Origin of the sequence: Methylosarcina fibrata AML-C10 (genome assembly GCF_000372865.1) — a bacterium.
GTDB lineage: Bacteria > Pseudomonadota > Gammaproteobacteria > Methylococcales > Methylomonadaceae > Methylosarcina > Methylosarcina fibrata.
The window spans coordinates 3,139,547-3,157,118 of the sequence record NZ_KB889965.1 but is presented as its reverse complement, the minus strand read 5'-3'; the positions used below and the strand labels follow the sequence as shown (position 1 = coordinate 3,157,118).

Annotated in this window: 12 protein-coding genes; 9 read left to right on the top strand and 3 right to left on the bottom strand. The window is 53.8% G+C overall.

Annotation, left to right across the window (positions count from 1 at the left end; all coding sequences use genetic code 11):
• Positions 1-19 precede the first annotated feature (19 nt).
• Positions 20-946, top strand: coding sequence for a histone deacetylase family protein (locus tag A3OW_RS0114850; RefSeq protein WP_020564236.1), 927 nt, complete (start codon positions 20-22; stop codon positions 944-946).
• A gap of 168 nt (positions 947-1,114) precedes the next feature.
• Positions 1,115-3,859 carry a pyruvate, phosphate dikinase gene (gene ppdK / locus A3OW_RS0114845; RefSeq protein ID WP_020564235.1) on the top strand — a complete coding sequence of 915 codons (2,745 nt, stop codon included), beginning with the start codon at positions 1,115-1,117 and terminating at the stop codon, positions 3,857-3,859.
• 240 nt (positions 3,860-4,099) lie between these two features.
• On the opposite strand, the gene A3OW_RS0114840 is transcribed toward ppdK, so the two are convergent.
• Positions 4,100-4,414 carry an H-NS histone family protein gene (locus A3OW_RS0114840; protein ID WP_020564234.1) on the bottom strand — a complete coding sequence of 105 codons (315 nt, stop codon included), beginning with the start codon at positions 4,412-4,414 and terminating at the stop codon, positions 4,100-4,102.
• Between the two features lie 327 nt (positions 4,415-4,741).
• Entirely contained in the window at positions 4,742-5,266 is a 525-nt protein-coding gene (locus tag A3OW_RS27920; protein ID WP_157385910.1) for a DUF2914 domain-containing protein, read from the bottom strand.
• A 602-nt stretch (positions 5,267-5,868) separates the two neighbouring features.
• Here A3OW_RS27920 and A3OW_RS0114830 point away from each other — a divergent pair.
• Genes A3OW_RS0114830 through lpdA form a run of 3 tightly spaced genes read left to right on the top strand, consistent with a single transcriptional unit; the run spans position 5,869 to position 11,368 of the window.
• Positions 5,869-8,697, top strand: coding sequence for a 2-oxoglutarate dehydrogenase E1 component (locus A3OW_RS0114830; RefSeq protein ID WP_020564232.1), 2,829 nt, complete (start codon positions 5,869-5,871; stop codon positions 8,695-8,697).
• A gap of 1 nt (position 8,698) precedes the next feature.
• Complete coding sequence (gene odhB, locus A3OW_RS0114825) at positions 8,699-9,925, top strand: 2-oxoglutarate dehydrogenase complex dihydrolipoyllysine-residue succinyltransferase (RefSeq protein WP_020564231.1); 1,227 nt, start codon at positions 8,699-8,701, stop codon at positions 9,923-9,925.
• Positions 9,926-9,928: 3 nt separating this feature from the next.
• Entirely contained in the window at positions 9,929-11,368 is a 1,440-nt protein-coding gene (gene lpdA, locus A3OW_RS0114820) for a dihydrolipoyl dehydrogenase (RefSeq protein WP_020564230.1), read from the top strand.
• 400 nt (positions 11,369-11,768) lie between these two features.
• Here the strand turns inward: lpdA and A3OW_RS0114815 are convergent, their stop codons facing one another.
• The gene (locus A3OW_RS0114815) at positions 11,769-13,115 is read right to left on the bottom strand and encodes an IS5 family transposase (RefSeq protein WP_020562940.1); all 1,347 of its coding nucleotides are present in this window, start codon (positions 13,113-13,115) and stop codon (positions 11,769-11,771) included.
• 221 nt (positions 13,116-13,336) lie between these two features.
• Here A3OW_RS0114815 and A3OW_RS0114810 point away from each other — a divergent pair, with 221 nt between their 5' ends.
• The 4 genes from A3OW_RS0114810 (at position 13,337) to gnd (ending at position 17,542) form a co-directional block, all read left to right on the top strand.
• Complete coding sequence (locus tag A3OW_RS0114810; protein ID WP_020564229.1) at positions 13,337-14,758, top strand: hypothetical protein; 1,422 nt, start codon at positions 13,337-13,339, stop codon at positions 14,756-14,758.
• Positions 14,759-14,947: 189 nt separating this feature from the next.
• The gene (locus A3OW_RS0114805; RefSeq protein ID WP_232422390.1) at positions 14,948-15,499 is read left to right on the top strand and encodes an FMN-binding protein; all 552 of its coding nucleotides are present in this window, start codon (positions 14,948-14,950) and stop codon (positions 15,497-15,499) included.
• A gap of 2 nt (positions 15,500-15,501) precedes the next feature.
• Positions 15,502-16,005 (top strand): hypothetical protein, encoded by a 504-nt coding sequence (locus A3OW_RS0114800; protein WP_020564227.1) that lies wholly within the window; start codon positions 15,502-15,504, stop codon positions 16,003-16,005.
• Between the two features lie 91 nt (positions 16,006-16,096).
• A complete protein-coding gene (gene gnd / locus A3OW_RS0114795; RefSeq protein ID WP_020564226.1) occupies positions 16,097-17,542 on the top strand; it encodes a decarboxylating NADP(+)-dependent phosphogluconate dehydrogenase in 1,446 nt (481 codons plus the stop codon).
• Positions 17,543-17,572 lie beyond the last annotated feature (30 nt).

Sequence of the window (17,572 nt, the reverse complement as noted above, 5' to 3'; positions counted from 1 at the left end):
TTGAAGCGAGTAAGATTTTGTGACGACGTTATATTACAGCCACCCGGATTTTCTTCTGCACGATACGGGCGCCGAACATCCCGAATCCGCCGAGCGTCTGAAAAGCATAGCCGATGCTCTGGCCGCGTCCGAATTCTCGGCGTTGGTCCGGATGTCGCCTCCGATGGGCCGCGAGCAGCAAATCAGGCTGATTCATTCGCAGCGCCATATCGATACGGTGTTAAAGGCCGTGCCGGAACAAGGGCATCATTATCTGGACGCAGATACGGTGGTGTCGCCCGGTTCGAGAAAGGCCGCTTTCAGGGCCGTGGGCGCCGTTTGCGATGCGGTGGATCACATCATGACGGGCCGCGCCGAGCATGCTTTTTGTGCCGTGCGTCCGCCCGGACACCACGCCGAACCCGACCGCGCCATGGGTTTCTGCCTGTTTAACAATGTGGCCATCGCCGCCGAATACGCGCGGACTCACTACCGGCTCGAGCGCATCGCGATCGTCGACTTCGACGTGCATCACGGCAACGGCACTCAGGCCGCTTTTTATCGCCAGCCCCGGGTGCTGTATGCTTCCAGTCATGAGATGCCGCATTATCCGGGGACCGGTTATCCTTCCGAAACAGGCGCCGGCAACATCGTCAACGTGCCGCTCTCGGCAGGCGACGACGGAGCCGATTTCAGGCGAAAATACCAGTCTCTCATACTGCCCGAACTCGATCGCTTCAAACCCGAATTCATGCTGATTTCCGCTGGGTTCGATGCTCATCGGGACGATCCTCTGGCCGACGTCAATCTGGTCGAAGCCGATTACCGCTGGGTTACCGAAGAATTGCTGGCCATCGCCCGGCGCCACGGCCAAGGCCGCATCCTCTCCGTACTGGAAGGCGGCTATCATCTGAAGGCGTTGGCGGCCAGCGCCGCTATCCACGTAAAAGCCCTGTTGGACGCCTGACCTTTTTTCGAGCCGATTGGAGGAAGCGTCAGAAAGCCGCGGCGGCACCGATAAACAGTCCGAATCACTCTTGCCGTCTTGCAGTCCGGAGTTTCCCGGTCTTTGACCAATGAACGGGCGCAAGAAAGCATTTCGACATTCATAAAGAACTTAACTTAAGGAGCCAAGATGACCGCTCAATATATTTATTCGTTCCAGCAAGGCGACGGCAAAAACAAAGTGTTGTTAGGCGGAAAAGGCGCCAATCTGTGTGAAATGACCCAGATTGGCCTGAACGTACCGCCCGGCTTCGTCATTACGACCGAAGCCTGTCTGGATTATCTAAAAAACCATCAGCTTCCCGACGGCTTGATGGACGAAGTCAAACGCCATATCCATGAAGTGGAAGAAGCCACCGGCAAGCGCTTCGGATCGAGTTCCAGGCCGCTGCTGGTCTCGGTGCGATCGGGCTCCGCCATCTCGATGCCGGGCATGATGGATACGATTTTAAATCTGGGTCTGAACCGGGAAACTCTGAAAGGATTGATCGAAGAAACCCAGGATCCCCGTTTCGGCTACGATGCCTACCGGCGCTTTATTCAGCTTTTCGGCAAGGTGGCGCTCGGTATTGCCGACGAAAAGTTCGATGCTCATTTCAACAATGTCAAACGGCAGGCGGGCATCAAGGCAGACGTGGCGCTGGCTGCCGATCATCTGAAAGAAATCAGCGAACTGTTTCTGGACGTGGTTAAGGAAGAAACCGGCCGGCCTTTTCCGGAGGACGTTTACGAGCAGTTGGAACTGTCCATCAAGGCCGTCTTCAATTCCTGGATGGGTAAACGCGCCGTCGATTACCGCCGGGAGTTCCGGATTACGCCGCAAATGGCCAACGGCACCGCCGTCAACGTGGTCACGATGGTGTTCGGCAATATGGGCAACGACTGTGCGACCGGGGTCGGATTTACCCGTAACCCGGCCACCGGAGCCAACGAAATGTACGGCGAATACCTAGTCAACGCACAAGGCGAAGACGTGGTGGCCGGCATTCGCACGCCCAAGCCGGTGCAGGCTCTCGTCGAAGAAATGCCCGATTTGTACCGGCAACTGGTCGAGTTGCGCAACAAGCTGGAAAACCATTACCGGGAAGTCCAGGATTACGAGTACACCATCGAACGGGGCGTGCTTTACTGCCTGCAGACGCGCAACGGCAAAATGAACGCCGCGGCCATGGTCAGGACCTCGGTGGAAATGGTCGGCGAAGGTCTGATCGACAAACGGCGGGCCTTGCTCCGGATTAATCCGGAACTGCTGGAGCAGTTGCTGCATCCGCAACTGGATCCGAACAACAAGATTCCGCCGCTGGCTCAGGGGCTTCCGGCTTCGCCGGGCGCTGCCTGCGGAAAATGCGTTTTCGATGCCGATACCGCGGCGATGATGGGGCGGGCGGGAGAAAAAATCATCTTGCTGCGTGAGGAAACCAAGCCGGAAGACATCCACGGTTTTTTTGCCGCGCAAGGCATTCTGACCAGCCGTGGCGGCAAAACGTCCCACGCTGCCGTGGTCGCGCGCGGCATGGGCAAGGCTTGCGTTGCCGGCGCCGAAGACATCCGGATCGACGTCAAGCTGCGGCTGGCGGTCGTCGGCGAAACACAGATCCGCGAAGGCGACATCATTACCATCGACGGGAGCACCGGCCTGATTTATCAGGGTAAAATCGCCACGGTGACGCCGTCCGTATCCGGCGAGCTGCAAACCTTGCTGGCCTGGGCCGACGATCATGCGGAACTGAAAGTGCACGCCAACGTCGATACGCCGGAGCAGGCGCGCGTGGCGCTTTCCTACGGGGCCGTCGGCATCGGGTTGTGCCGGACCGAACGCATGTTCAATGCGAAAGACCGTCTGCCGCTGGTCGTGGACATGATTCTGGCGGAGGATCCGGACAGTCGCAAGGCGGCGCTGGACAAGCTGTTTCCGATACAGCGGGAAGACTTCGTGCAACTGTTTACCGCGATGTCGCCCAAGCCGGTTACTGTGCGCCTGCTCGATCCGCCGATGCACGAGTTTCTGCCGAGCGAACATCAACTGGAGGACGAAATTGCCGCGTTGCAGCAATATGAAGTCGTCATCAAGGGTCAGCGCGTTACTCTGGAAACGGTCGGGGCCCACGACAGGCTGCCGGCGCCCTTTAATTTGCTGAACGAAGAAGTCGTCAGCAAGGCCATCGCGAAAAAGCAGGTCATGCTGAAGAAGGTGCGCGAATTGTATGAAGTGAACCCGATGCTCGGCCATCGCGGCGTGCGTCTCGGCATGTCTTATCCCGAAATCTACAAGATGCAGATACGCTCCATTCTTGACGCGGCGGCGATCTGTACCCGGCAAAACGTGCCCATCGCTCCGGAAATCATGGTGCCTCAGGTCATAACGGCCGAGGAATTGAAAAAAGTCAAGGAGTATGTCGACGAAGTGCAGCGGGAAATAGAAGATCAGTACGGACTGAACGTCAAGTTCAAATTCGGCACCATGATCGAAACCGTGCGCGCCTGCACTCGGTCGGGGCAACTGGCTCAATACGCCGAGTTTTTCTCCTTCGGAACCAATGACCTGACTCAGGCGACTTTTTCCTTCTCCAGAGAGGATGCCGAAAACAAATTCCTGCCGCTTTATAACGATCTGGGCCTTCTTGAGGATAATCCGTTCGAAGTGCTGGATATTAAAGGCGTCGGCCAGTTAATGAAAATGACCGCCGAATTGGGTCGAAAAACGCGGCCCGAGTTGAAAATAGGCATCTGCGGAGAACAGGGCGGACATCCGGAATCGATCCGGTTTTGTCATCAGATCAAGCTGGACTACGTGTCCTGTTCGGCGCTGCGCATTCCCATCGCGCGATTGGCCGCAGCCCATGCAAAGCTGCTTGAAGGCGAAGTTCTTGTCTGAGCTTCTCGTCCTTTGCCTGCGGCGATGGATGCGTGAAACGCCGGCAATGCGGACTCAGGCTTTCTGAAAATCATTCCGGTCAGAATTTTATTATTCAAAGAAGAGCCTCCGGGTTGCGGAGGCCGATCGGTTTACCAGGCCCTTGCTTTTGTGCCGGAAGGAAGCAGGATGGCCTGGATGAAATGGAGGAAAAAACTGAACCTGCTTCCGTGCAAAGCAGGGAATCCCTGCCGATTGCAATTACACCTCGAATTCGGATAAATCGTGTCCGGCATTCAACAAGGCGCGCATCCATTTAGGCGTTACTCCGCGGCCTGTCCAAGTTTTATCGGGATCTTCAGGATGGCGGTATTTGACGGGCACTTTGACGCCTTTGCGGACGGATTTCTTGTCGTGTTCGACAATTTCGACGGTAACGTCTATCGATGCTGCAAGTTCCCTGATTTGGGCAAGGACTTCCTTTCGTTTATTGGCCTGTTTCAACCTTAGCGCTTTCTCGGCGGATTCGATAACCGCCTGTAATTCATTTTCGGAAAGATTTTTATAATCTGTCATATAGATATTACCTGCCATTAAAATAAAGATATTATATCAGCATTGATTGATAGGCGGTATTATTTATTAATTGCAAACGGCAAAGATTATAATAACCGGCTTGACGAGGCGCCGCTTTAATTTAAACTTCGTTGTTTTCAAGCGATTAATATCTATAGTATGGTTTATATTGCCGGATTGTTTCTAGGATAAAAAGGAAGCCGGTTCATATAATAATTAATTTAACGATCATGAAAAAGCGGTTTTCATTCCTCAGAATGAAAATAGGTTTTCACGGTAATAAAGCATTATCTATTGCCGGCAAGTGCCTCGTCTTATTCGACGGAACTAACGTTCCTGAATAATTTTGAATTCCTTCTGATCGAGCAAGCGACCTTTCGTATCAACCGTTCTAACCAGCCAGACCCCAGCGGACCCGGCATTGAATAGCTTGCGGCTGGCGGCCCGCCATCGGTTGGAAGCGATGTTGAATCTTTGCCTGTAAGTGACTTTGCCCTTGCTTAGCCACTCATGATAAACCGCTTTATTATTCATTCCTTTGAGCTCCGTAAAATAATTGATCCATACGGCTTTGGTCTTGCCGATTTTAACTGTGGAGTTGACTATATGGACCGGCTCCTTGTTAACGATTTTATGCGCCAGAAAAGATCTTGCGACCCGTTCCTGGCTGCGTTTTTTAGGTATCGTCGATGGCTTTTTTTCAGATACTGCGGAGGCGGTTGCCGCCGTTTTCTGAACGGCTTTTTCCCCGACTGCTGCCGTTTCCGCCGGGGTAGATTTTTTGCCTGCTTCGGGTGGATTGATTGGTAATGGCGGACTTGATGGCCTATCATTAGGAACGGAATCGCTCAAGGATCTTTCCTCGGTCCCGGCCGCTTTTGCCTGTTCGGGAGCGGCCTCTTGCTTGATTTCCGGGTCGGGTTGATTTTCGGAGAGCGATGAAGGCATGTCCACACTGTCATCGTCCGAAACCGTAAAGTAAAGAACCAGCGAAAGAAGAAGGACAATGACGGCAAAGGCCGATACTATCCGCTTGACATTCCATTCTGTTATTATTTCGGGAGAGGAAGGGGTATCTTGAGTCTGGCCTTCGGACGAGGGGTATTTTACTTTGATTACAATTTGTTTTTTGTTCGCCATTTTGTAATAAATCCTATTCTTAGGTGAAACGTTGTGACCGCGTTTGCTGTCGGAATACTTCTTGTTCTAAGGAAAACGCCGTACTCACTTATCCTGGTGAGTCAACGATCTCCTGTCGGTAAATCCGGCTTGCCGAGATTAAGCAAAAATCAATACCTTATAATAACAGATTACGGCAGTGCCCCACTGAAATGAAAGAACCCGCCGGGCCGGCCGGCGATTCCATTGGGAGATAATGCGTTATAGCTTGGTAATATATCACTTAGAAAGTAATATAAAGCCAAAATACTTGCAGATTTTTTGGGACGTCGATTATGAGTGACCTGCTTAAGCTTTTTCAAGACTCTTCCTCTTTATACGGCAGCAATGCCTGGTTCGTCGAAAACCTGTACGAACGGTTTCTGCAGGATCCCGAATCCGTCGAGCCCAGTTGGCAAAAAAAATTCCTGGAAATTCATAACGGCGCCACTTACGAAACTCCCCACAGTCCCATCGTGGAACGATTCGCGCAGCTCGCGGTTAAATCCCAAGGCAGGCTCGCCCAATTGCAGGGATTTACCGAAGAAAGCGTAAAAAAACAGGCAGCGGTCGCCAGGCTCATCAATCAGTACCGTGTCCGGGGTCATCAAATTGCCCATAACAATCCGCTGGGCAGCACCATTCCCGCCCAGCCCGACATGGATCCGGCCTTTTACGGATTGTCGGAACCGGATATGGATACGTTGTTCGACACCGGCATGCTCTTTGGCGAAGACCGGCTGCCTTTACGCGACATTATTGCCCGGTTAAAAGAAATCTATTGCGGCAGTATCGGTTCCGAATACATGCACATCGTCGATACGCACATCCGGCGCTGGCTGATCAATCGCATGGAAAACAACCGGGCTCAACTCAATCTGGATCCCGAAAAAAAACGCAGCCTATTAAAACTGCTGACCGCTGCGGAAGGCATCGAAGTGCACTTGCACAACCGGTTTGTCGGACAAAAACGCTTTTCCCTGGAAGGCGGAGATTCCCTGATTCCCATCCTGGACGAGATCGTTCTCGGCGGAGGAGACAAGGGAGTCAATGAAATCGTCATCGGCATGGCGCATCGGGGCCGCCTGAACGTGCTGGTCAACATATTGGGCAAAAGCCCGGCGACACTGTTCGACGAGTTTGCCGGCACTTCGCTGCTGTCGCCCGGCGTCAGCTCCGGCGACGTGAAATATCACATGGGCTTCTCTTCCGACGTGGCTACGCCGGGAGGGCCGGTTCATCTTACCCTGGCGTTCAATCCTTCCCATCTGGAAATCATCAATCCGGTAGTGGAAGGCTCGGTAAAAGCGCGTCAGGACCGGGCCGGAAAGAACGGCATCAATACGGTCATCCCGGTATTAATCCACGGCGACGCCGCTTTTTCCGGACAAGGCGTCGTCATGGAAACGTTGAACATGTCGCAAACTCGTGCGTTCACTACCGGCGGCACGATCCACATCGTCATCAACAACCAGATCGGCTTTACCACCAGCAATCCTCTGGACGCGCGTTCCACGCTGTATTGCACCGACATCGCCAGCATGATTCAAGCGCCCGTCTTTCACGTCAACGGCGACGATCCGGAAGCGGTCATCTTCGTCACCAAGCTGGCGCTCGACTACCGGATGAATTTCAACAAGGACGTGGTTATCGATCTGATCTGCTACCGCCGGCTCGGCCATAATGAAGCGGACGAGCCGGCCGCCACCCAGCCTATCATGTATAAAAAAATCCGCAAGCTCAAGACGACGCGGAAATTATATGCGGAAAAGCTGATCGAAGAAGGCGTCGTTACCGCCGAAGAAGCGGCCGCCATGGAGCAAGACTACCAGAAATTGTTGGAGGCCGGGGAAGTCGTCTCCAGGCCGATGGCGACCGACGCCCATTATTCCTATACTCATCAATGGAACCAATTTCACGGCAGATCCTGGGATATTTCCTGCAAGACCGCCGTATCCCTGGACCGGATCCGTTTTTGCAACGACCGCATGCAGCGCTTGCCGCCCGGTTTCGAGCTGCATCCGAGAGTGGCCAAGGTCATGGACAATCGCCGGAAAATGGCGGCGGGGGCTTTGCCCTTGGATTGGGGATTTGCCGAAAACATGGCTTATGCCACCTTGCTGATGGAGCAATACCAAGTCCGGCTGACCGGGCAGGACGTAGGGCGCGGCACTTTCGTGCACCGCCATGGCATTCTGCACAACCAGATCGACAACAGAACGTATATACCGCTCACCCATCTGGATAAAGACCAGGGACGCATGCAGATTTACGACTCTCTGCTGTCGGAAGCGGGCGTGCTGGGTTTCGAATACGGCTACAGCACCACAATGCCCAATACCCTGGTGATCTGGGAAGCGCAGTTCGGCGATTTCGCCAACGGCGCTCAGGTGGTGATCGACCAGTTCATCAGCTCCGGAGAGACCAAATGGGGGCGGCTATGCGGCTTGGTCATGCTGCTGCCGCACGGTTTCGAAGGGCAGGGTCCCGAACATTCCTCCGCCCGCCTGGAGCGCTATCTGCAACTGTGCGCGGAACATAACATGCAGGTATGCTGCCCGACGACGCCGGCCCAGATTTTCCATTTGCTGCGCCGCCAGTTGCTCAGACCCTACCGAAAACCTCTGATTGTGATGAGCCCCAAAAGCTTGCTGCGTCACAAGCTGGCGGTTTCGACCCTGGAAGATCTGACGGCCGGCCAGTTCCAGCCCGTCATCGGGGAGCAGGACGAGATCAATCCTGCGGAAGTGACCCGATTGGTTTTCTGTGCCGGCAAAGTCTACTACGATCTTCTGGAGGCGCGCCGCCAGGACAATCTTCGGCATGTCGCGATCGCCCGCATTGAACAGCTCTACCCGTTCCCGACGGAATTGTTCAGGGCGGAAATAGCGCGCTATCCGAAACTGGAAGAGTTCGTCTGGTGCCAGGAGGAGCCTAAGAATCAAGGCGCCTGGTATCAGTCCAATCATCATTTCATCGACAATCTGGCGCCTCATAACATCAAAGTGAACTACAGCGGGCGCGAGGCTTCCGCGGCGCCTGCGGTAGGCAACTTCCACGTCCACCTCGAACAACAAAAAGCGGTTGTTGAATCGGCTTTATACGGCAAATTTTCAGGAAAATAACATGAACACTGAAGTCTTAGTCCCCACTCTCCCCGAATCCGTTGCTGACGCCACTCTCGTTGCCTGGCATAAGAAGGCAGGCGACAGGGTGACTAAAAACGAGAATCTGGTCGATCTTGAAACCGATAAGGTGGTGCTCGAGGTGCCCGCTCCGGAATCGGGCGTGCTCACCGAGATCCGGAAGGAGAACGGCTCGATCGTTACCGGGGGCGAATTACTGGCTTTAATAGATACTCAGGCCACGGCAGAGCCGTCCAAAGAAGGCAGTAAACCGGCCGAAGCCCAAGCGTCCGAGAGCAAGGAATCGGACCGGCCTTTGAGTCCCTCGGTACGGCGTCTCGTTCACGAAAAAACCATCGATCCGTCGTTGATCACCGGCACCGGAAAAAGCGGACGCATTACCAAGACCGACGTGTTGGACCATCTCAAGAAACAGGCTGCTCCTCCCGACGAAAACAAGGCTCAGGAGGCTGAAGCCCGGCAGCCGCCGTCCGCTCCGGGCGAGCCCGCAGGACACCCGTCAAACCTTCGGCCCGAGCAGCGCGTGGCGATGACGAGACTTCGGGCGAAAGTCGCAGAACGCCTGCTCCAGGCCCAGCAGAACGCGGCCATGCTGACCACTTTCAACGAAGTCAACATGCAAAGCGTCATCGATTTGCGCAATCAGTATAAAAACCGGTTCGAACAGAAACATAACGTGAAGTTGGGTTTCATGTCCTTTTTTGTCAAAGCCTCGATCGAAGCATTGAAGCGTTTCCCGGCGATCAATGCCTCCATCGACGGCAACGACATCATCTATCACGGTTACTACGACATAGGCATCGCCGTCAGTACGCCGCGCGGGCTGATCGTGCCGGTATTGCACGACGCGGATCAACTGGATTTTGCCGGCATTGAAAAAAGCATCTCCGATTTCGGCGAGAAAGCCCGTTCCGGAACCTTGAGCTACGAAGATCTCCAGGGCGGAACGTTTACCATTACCAACGGCGGCGTATTCGGATCGATGCTGTCGACCCCGATACTGAATCCGCCGCAGTGCGCCATTTTGGGAATGCATGCGATCAAGGAACGGCCCGTGGTGGAAAACGGCCAGATCGTGATCCGGCCGATCATGTATCTGGCCTTGTCCTACGATCATCGGCTGGTCGATGGACGGGAAGCCGTGCAGTTTTTAGTGACCATTAAAGAATGCCTGGAAGCGCCTGCTCACCTACTTCTTAACATCTAACTCATGCCGAAAAAACAGAAACATTACGACGTCATCGTAATTGGAGCGGGTCCCGCCGGTTACATCAGCGCCATCCGTTCCGCCCAGCTTGGGTTGAAAACGGCCTGCATCGATAACTGGAGAAATAAACAGGGCCGGCTCAATCTGGGCGGTTCTTATCTCAACGCCGGCTGCGTGGCTTCAATGGCCTTGCTCGAATCGGCGAAGCTTTATCATGCGTTTATCCATAACGGCGCCGAGCACGGCATCGTCGCCGATACCGTGGATCTGGACGTCGGCCAGATGATTCGCCGGAAAGACGCCATCATCGATGACATCAACAGCAAAATTGTCAATCTGTTCAAACATCACAAGATCGACACGATTCATGCGCGGGCCAAACTACAGGCGGCAAAGCAGGTAGCGGTTTTTCCGGTGGACCAGGCCGAGCCTTATCTGCTGAAAGCCGAGTTCATCATTCTGGCGGCGGGATCTTCTCCCATTGAGCTGCCTTGCGCCGCCATCGACAACGACTCTATCATCGATACCGGCGCCGCTTTGAATCTCGAAGAAGTGCCCAGGCGTCTGGCGATCATCGGGGCCGGCATCAAAGGCCTTGAAATCGCCGGCATATGGAATCGATTGGGCTCTGAAACGGTATTGCTCGAAGCGCAGGAAACGTTTTTATCGTTGCCGGACCAGCAGATTTCGCGGGAAGCCTATCGGTTATTTACCGAGCAAGGTCTGGAGCTGCGGCTTGGCGCGCGGGTCATTTCGGCGAAGAAAAGCAATAAAAAGGTTGTCATAGAATACCAGGATCACGAAGGTACGCACGTGTTGCGCGTGGACAAGCTGATCGTCGCCACCGGCAGGAAACCCAACTCCGAAAATCTGGCGGCGCCCGAGGCCAATTTGCTGCTCGATGAATCGGGTTATGTGCACGTCGACGAAAACTGTCGAACCAATCTGCCCGGCGTTTATGCCATCGGCGATTTGACTTTGCTCGGACCGATGCTGGCTCATAAAGGCATCGAAGAAGGCGTGTTCGTTGCCGAACAAATTGCCGGGATTCACTCGCCGATCAATTACGACCTGCTGCCCAGCGTCGTTTATACCGATCCGGAAATCGCCTGGGTCGGCCAAACCGAGCAAACGTTAAGAGCGCTGGGCGAGCCGATCAAAGTCGGAGTTTTTCCGTTTCATGCCTCTTCCAGAGCCTTGGCCATGGGTAAGAGTGAGGGGCTGGTCAAAATTATCGCGCACCGGGACTCGGACAAGATACTGGGCGTGCATATCATTGGCGAACGCGCTTCCGAACTGATTGCCGAAGCCGTGTTGGCGATGGAATTTTCCGCCAGCAGCGAGGACTTGGCCCGAACCATTCATGCCCATCCCACGCTCTCCGAAAGTCTCTATGAGGCCGCGCTGGCGCTCAAGAAAAAAACCCTGCATTTACCCCGCTGAACCGATATTTCCGACATTTTCCTTTCGCATGAGGCCGTTGCCGAATGCACCGGGCGACGTTCCGCGCCAAAATCTTCAGGCGGTTTTCGCCCGGCCCGCAAGGCAAGCGGACATCGCCTGTCGTCTCCCAAAGAAAATTAAGCCGGTACTTGAATTAAAACACGTCACCGGATCGTCTGCCGCAGAGAGCGGTGGGTTCGATTCGGCTGATCGCCGATTTTCGCTGCATCGGAAGGTTAAAATATTTTCATATCGCGTATAAGGGGGAATGAGTTCGTCTCTACCGCGGTAATCCGGACATATAAACTGAAAATGCTCTAGAAAGAGAAAAGTCGGAACGGATGTCTCACAGATAGATAGTCGTCCCTGAAAAAGTCATTTTTTTGAAAAAAACAGCTCATTAGGAAACATAAACAGATTCCTGAACCGTTTTATTTTGTAAAAACCGGCAGATGGCTTCCCCGATTTCCGGCCAAAAAATCCTCAACCGCCTGAGGATTAAACGCATGTTGTGTCCAGCGGCGCAGAGAACGGCATTCATGGCATCACCGAGTTGGCCTTTCAGGTAATTTCTGCTCAGCAAGCCATCGTTCTTCATGTGTCCAATCACCGGCTCGATGGCATTGCGCCGTTTTAACGCGGTTTTCAACCGTCGGGTATGGACTCCCCGTTTTTGCCTTGACTTGTACAGGGTGACACCGGGTATTTCTCGCCCCCGATAGCCCAAATCCACAAAAGCTTCTTTGGCTCGGGTACCGCTCAGGATTTCAGCTTGTTCCAGGCAGGAGTACAAGGTATCGCCGTCATAAGGATTGCCGGGAAAGCTCCTGGCGCCCAGCACGAAATTACTTTTATTGGTCACCGTGATGCCGACTTTGACGCCGAACTCGTATTTTTTGTGTGCTTTCCCTTTACTGATGCATTCCACTTCCGGTGCATGAAAGCTGTAGAGTTTGTTTTTGTCGGTGTGTTTCTGATTCAGTATCCGCTGGGTTTTGGCCAGGGCGTCCTGAAGCCCCCTTTGCGCGGCCAGCTCCTGTTGCGGCAGTTGCCGCAGGATATCCCGATAAACACGACCGACCAGGGTTTTCAGTTGCTTCAGGGCTTTTTGCTTACGCTTCATTTGCTTGGCATGATGATAACGATGCGATTGCACTAACAGCAGCGGTGCCTTTTTATTGTAGTTCTGTCGCAGGGGCAGCCCGTGTTGTCCAGCCAGCTTGACCAGCTCCCGACGGCATTTTTCGTACAACTTGCCGTCCGTCGGAAAGCCAACCGCTTTTTCCTGAACGGTAGTATCGACGGTGACCGATTGAAAATCTCGTTTCTTCACGGTCCGGGTAGCGACGCCCGCCTCGATCGTCAATAACAACAGCCACTCACAGCCGGCTTCACCGATCCGTTGCCGCCATTTCGTCAGCGAGGTCGGATGACAGGGAACCTCATGCTGAAAAAAGGTTTCGCCACAAAAGTACTGCCAATAACCGTTTTCAACCCAGCGTTTAACGACCGCTTCATCCGATAAACCTTCCGCATGTTTCAGATAATGCAATCCGGCGATCAAACGGGTCGACAACGCCGGGGCGCCTTGTTCTGCTTCAAAAAACGGGCCGAATTCTTCGTCCAGCCGAGCCCAGTCTATTTTGCTGGCCAATCGATAAAGTTCATGTTTCGGGTTCAAAAACTCGTCCAGGCGAGTTTTGAAAAGGTCATTTTGCACAACTTCCTGAGGACGTTTGGGCTTCATTTTTCGGTGAAAATTTGCAAGAAAATAAAACCCATTTTAACATTTTCTTGCAATTTTTGACCTCATAAATATCCATTTATATGATATTAATCAATTTCTTATGAATTAATCAGGGACGACTAGATAGTAATCTCTATCTAAACAAGAATCATTTGCAACAATAAAAATATTAAGACTATAATAAAAATAAATTATTCTTAATAAATGGGGGACTTAAGCAAATGAACAGCAATAAAAAGCTGCTGAAAAGCAGCATCCTGCCGGCGCTGATGGCCGTGGCGAGCTCGGCCGGTGCGTTGGAAAAACCGCAGACGATGGAAGAGATGTGGAAAATTATCGAAGCGCAGCAAAAGCAGATCGATGAGATGAAGGCGGCCATGACCGCGGCGCAAAGTCAGCAAGCGGCGGCTCCTCAAAGCAATGTCAAAACGCTGGAGCGCAAGACCGACGTATTGAGCCAGGAAGTGGAAAAACTGCGCACCAATCTGGTCATTCCCGAGGAACCCAAATACAAAAGCGCTTATGGCTTGGGTCCTGCGGCCTCCAAGGTCTATCAGGTCGGCAAGGGATTGTCGATCGGCGGCTACGGCGAGGCCAATTATCAGGCGATCGTCGGCAATGAACAGCCTATGTCCATCGATAACGAAAAAAATGGCAAGAAGGATAATGCCGATCTTGAGCGTATGGTCATGTATCTGGGCTATAAATTTAACGACCACATTCTCTTTAACAGTGAAATCGAGTACGAGCATGGCACTACGGGCGAAGGCAGTGAGGAAAAAGGCGAGGTTTCGGTCGAGTTTGCGGCGCTGGATTTCTTCATTCACAGGATGGCCAACGTCCGCGCGGGTATGGTGCTGCTGCCGATGGGCTTCATCAACCAGATTCATGAACCACCGTTCTTTTTCGGCAATAATCGCCCCGAAGTCGAGCGCCAAATCATTCCAAGCACCTGGAGAGAAATCGGCGTCGGCATGTTTGGCGAGTTGGCGCCTAACCTGACTTATACCACTTACGTGGTCAACGGTCTCAATGCGGAAGGTTTTGAATCCAGTGGTATCCGCGAAGGCCGGCAAGGCGGAAGCCAAGCGAAGGCCGAAGATTTGGCGTTCGTCGGTCGTATGGACTATGCCCCTGACTGGGTGCCGGGACTTTCGTTCGGCGGTTCGGCCTATCTCGGTAATTCCGGTCAGAATCAGTTGTATGCCGGGCAGCAGGTTGACGTGTTTACTCAGCTCTACGAGGGACATGTGCAATGGAAATACCGAGGGCTGGAATTCAGGGCGCTGGGTTCATGGGGTCATATAGGCGATGCCGGTGTGTTGAGCGAAGCCAAGCAAGAGACGATCGGCAGCAGCAACTATGGCTGGTATACCGAAGTCGGTTACGACGTTCTGCCTTTGATGTTCGAGGATACGGCCCAATATCTTGCGCCGTTCTTCCGCTATGAACAATTTGACACAATCGCGACCGCTCCTACGGGATGGTCCGACGATAGCTCGATGGAGCGGTGGATATATCAGTTCGGCTTGCAGTATAAGCCGATCCCGAACGTCGTCATCAAGGCCGATTATCGCAACTTTACGTCGAAAGCGGGCGATCTGCCGGACGATTTCAACCTGGGCCTGGGCTTTATTTTCTAGCCTGAGGATGCGGTCATCTATAGTATGATATAGCCGAGCGGTCATATAGCGCGGGCGACGGAAACCGGGTAGAAGCCGCCGCCCGATTTTTTCCACCGGATTTCTCGCCGTGCACGGGATTCTGCCGGAGGCGAAAGCCGCCTATTTCAAGACACCACGTTCGGGCCTTATCATCTTATGGAGAGCATTTTGAAAATCATCCGGCCATGCGGCTTTTTTCTTTTTACCGTATTATTTCTGGCCGGTACGGCGCCAAGCCAGGCCAAAATTTTTTACAGCAAGAGCGAGGCTCTGGAGCTGGCCTTCGGTCAGGGCAAGCAGGTTGAATTGCTGTCTTTGTTTCCCGACGATCAGCAAATCGCAAAAATCCAGGAACTGGCCAAGGTCAAGCTGGACTCGGCGATGTTTACGTTTTATGTGGGCAAAGACCAGGGCAGGATTCTCGGTTACGCGGCGATCGAATCGATTACGGTCCGGACTAAGCCGGAAACCTTGATGATCGTGCTGACACCTGAAGGCGAGCTTCGCAGTGTCCATACGCTGGCTTTTCATGAACCGCCCGAATACATGCCGCCGGAGCGCTGGTTCGAACAACTTTACAAGCGCCCGCTCCAGGACATGGATTTCAATAAAGGCGTGGACGGCATCAGCGGTGCAACGTTAAGCACGCGCGCGGGTCTCAGCAGTGTCCGCAAGGTCATGGCAATGTATCAGATTATGGTCAAAGGCAAGAGCGAATAAACATGCGTTATTTTGTTACCGGCGAGCAGCACCGCAAATCGTTGTTAAATGCGCTGGTGCTGATGTTTTTGGGCTATATCCTGCTACTGTGGGTCAGCAACGGCCTCATGTACTTCCACCGCATGGATCTGACCGCCGACTCGGTAAAACTGTATTATCTGGGCTCGGAAGAGCAGTTCGTGCCGCCGCGCAGCTACGAAGGCATGCTGGAAGTATCCCATTTTCACCTGTTTTCGATGGGCATGCTGATCGTCACGCTGACTCATCTGATGCTGATGACCGATTTTTCGGTTCGGCTGAAAATCTGGCTGAGCGCCGCTACCTATGTTTCCGCGATTGCGGACGAGGCCGGAGGCTGGCTGGTCCGGTTCGCGCATCCCTTGTTTGCTTATTTCAAGATCGCGGCATTTCTGATGCTGGAGCTTTCTCTCGCGGCTTTGCTGGCGGTCGTGATTTTTTCGATGATACAGGCCCGGCTGCAAATGCGTGGAAACATTGCCGGCTAAAAAGGCCATGCCGCGCATTTTTCGGCGCGGCCCGCCGACTACATGTTAGAATTTTCGGCAGTCGATAGCCACATTTACCGCGGAGGCGAATATGAAAGCAAATATCGGTCTGATAGGGCTGGCCGTCATGGGGCAGAACCTGGTCCTCAACATGAACGACCACGGTTTCCGGGTGGCCGTTTATAACCGCACTCTCAGCACCGTGGACGAGTTTCTGGCGGGGCCGGCGAAAAACACTCAAGTCATGGGGACGCATTCGCTGGAAGAACTGGTCGACAGTCTGGAGTCGCCGCGCATCGTCATGCTGATGGTCAAGGCGGGAGAAGTGGTCGACCAGTACATCGGCAAATTGCTGCCGCTGTTATCGCCGGGGGATATTATCATCGACGGCGGCAATTCGCTGTTTACCGACACGACCCGCCGTACTCAATCCTTGCAAGAAAAAAGCATCCATTACATCGGCGCGGGCGTCTCTGGCGGCGAAGAGGGCGCCAGGCACGGGCCGTCCATCATGCCCGGAGGCGACAAGGCGGCCTGGACCACCGTCAAGCCGATATTGCAGGCAATCAGCGCCAAGGTCGGCGGGCATCCCTGTTGCGAGTGGGTCGGCGACAACGGCGCCGGACATTACGTTAAAATGGTGCACAACGGCATCGAATACGGCGACATGCAGTTGATCTCGGAAGCCTATCACTTGCTGTCGGAAGGACTGAAGCTTTCCGCCGACGAAATGCACGACATCTTCGCCGAATGGAACCTGGGCGTGTTGAGTTCCTATCTGATCGAAATCACCGCCAATATTCTGGCGTATCGGGATGAAAACGGGCAGCCACTTCTGGAAAAAATTCTGGATACGGCCGGCCAGAAGGGCACCGGCAAATGGACCGGCATCAATGCCCTGGAACTGGGCATTCCCCTGACGCTGATCGGGGAAGCGGTCTTCGCCCGCTGTCTTTCCGCACAAAAGGAAGAACGGGTCAGGGCGGCCGGACTGTTGCCGAAACCGCCGCGGCAGTTTAACGGCGACAGGAAAGCCATGATCGACGCCATACGCGATGCCTTGTATGCGGCGAAAATCATTTCTTACGCCCAGGGTTTCCGGCTGATGCGCGAGGCTTCGGAAGAATACGGGTTTTCCCTCAATTACGGCGAGATTGCGCTGATGTGGCGCGGAGGCTGCATCATTCGCAGCCGGTTCTTGAACGACATCAAGCAGGCTTACGATACCAATCCCGAACTGAAAAACCTTTTGCTGGCCGATTTCTTTATCGAGGCGATGGAAAAGGCCGAGGCGGGCTGGCGCAAGGCCGTGATGCTGGGGGTTGAACTGGGCATCCCGACTCCGGCCATGGCTTCCGGTCTGGCTTATTACGACGGCTACCGCAGCGAGCGTTTGCCGGCCAACTTGCTGCAGGCGCAACGGGATTATTTCGGTGCCCATACCTATGAACGCATCGACCGTCCCCGAGGCGAATTCTTCCATACCGACTGGACCGGCCACGGCGGCAAAACGGCTTCCTCCACCTATAATCTCTGATCCAGCCCTCTTTCCAATTATTGAGCGATT

Excerpts from the sequence above, each read along its gene's own strand:
- ppdK (WP_020564235.1), top strand. The coding sequence starts at position 1,115 with ATGACCGCTCAATATATTTATTCGTTCCAGCAAGGCGACGGCAAAAAC.
- A3OW_RS0114840 (WP_020564234.1), bottom strand. The coding sequence starts at position 4,414 with ATGACAGATTATAAAAATCTTTCCGAAAATGAATTACAGGCGGTTATC.
- A3OW_RS0114830 (WP_020564232.1), top strand. The coding sequence starts at position 5,869 with ATGAGTGACCTGCTTAAGCTTTTTCAAGACTCTTCCTCTTTATACGGC.
- odhB (WP_020564231.1), top strand. The coding sequence starts at position 8,699 with ATGAACACTGAAGTCTTAGTCCCCACTCTCCCCGAATCCGTTGCTGAC.
- lpdA (WP_020564230.1), top strand. The coding sequence starts at position 9,929 with ATGCCGAAAAAACAGAAACATTACGACGTCATCGTAATTGGAGCGGGT.
- A3OW_RS0114815 (WP_020562940.1), bottom strand. The coding sequence starts at position 13,115 with ATGAAGCCCAAACGTCCTCAGGAAGTTGTGCAAAATGACCTTTTCAAA.
- A3OW_RS0114810 (WP_020564229.1), top strand. The coding sequence starts at position 13,337 with ATGAACAGCAATAAAAAGCTGCTGAAAAGCAGCATCCTGCCGGCGCTG.
- A3OW_RS0114800 (WP_020564227.1), top strand. The coding sequence starts at position 15,502 with ATGCGTTATTTTGTTACCGGCGAGCAGCACCGCAAATCGTTGTTAAAT.
- gnd (WP_020564226.1), top strand. The coding sequence starts at position 16,097 with ATGAAAGCAAATATCGGTCTGATAGGGCTGGCCGTCATGGGGCAGAAC.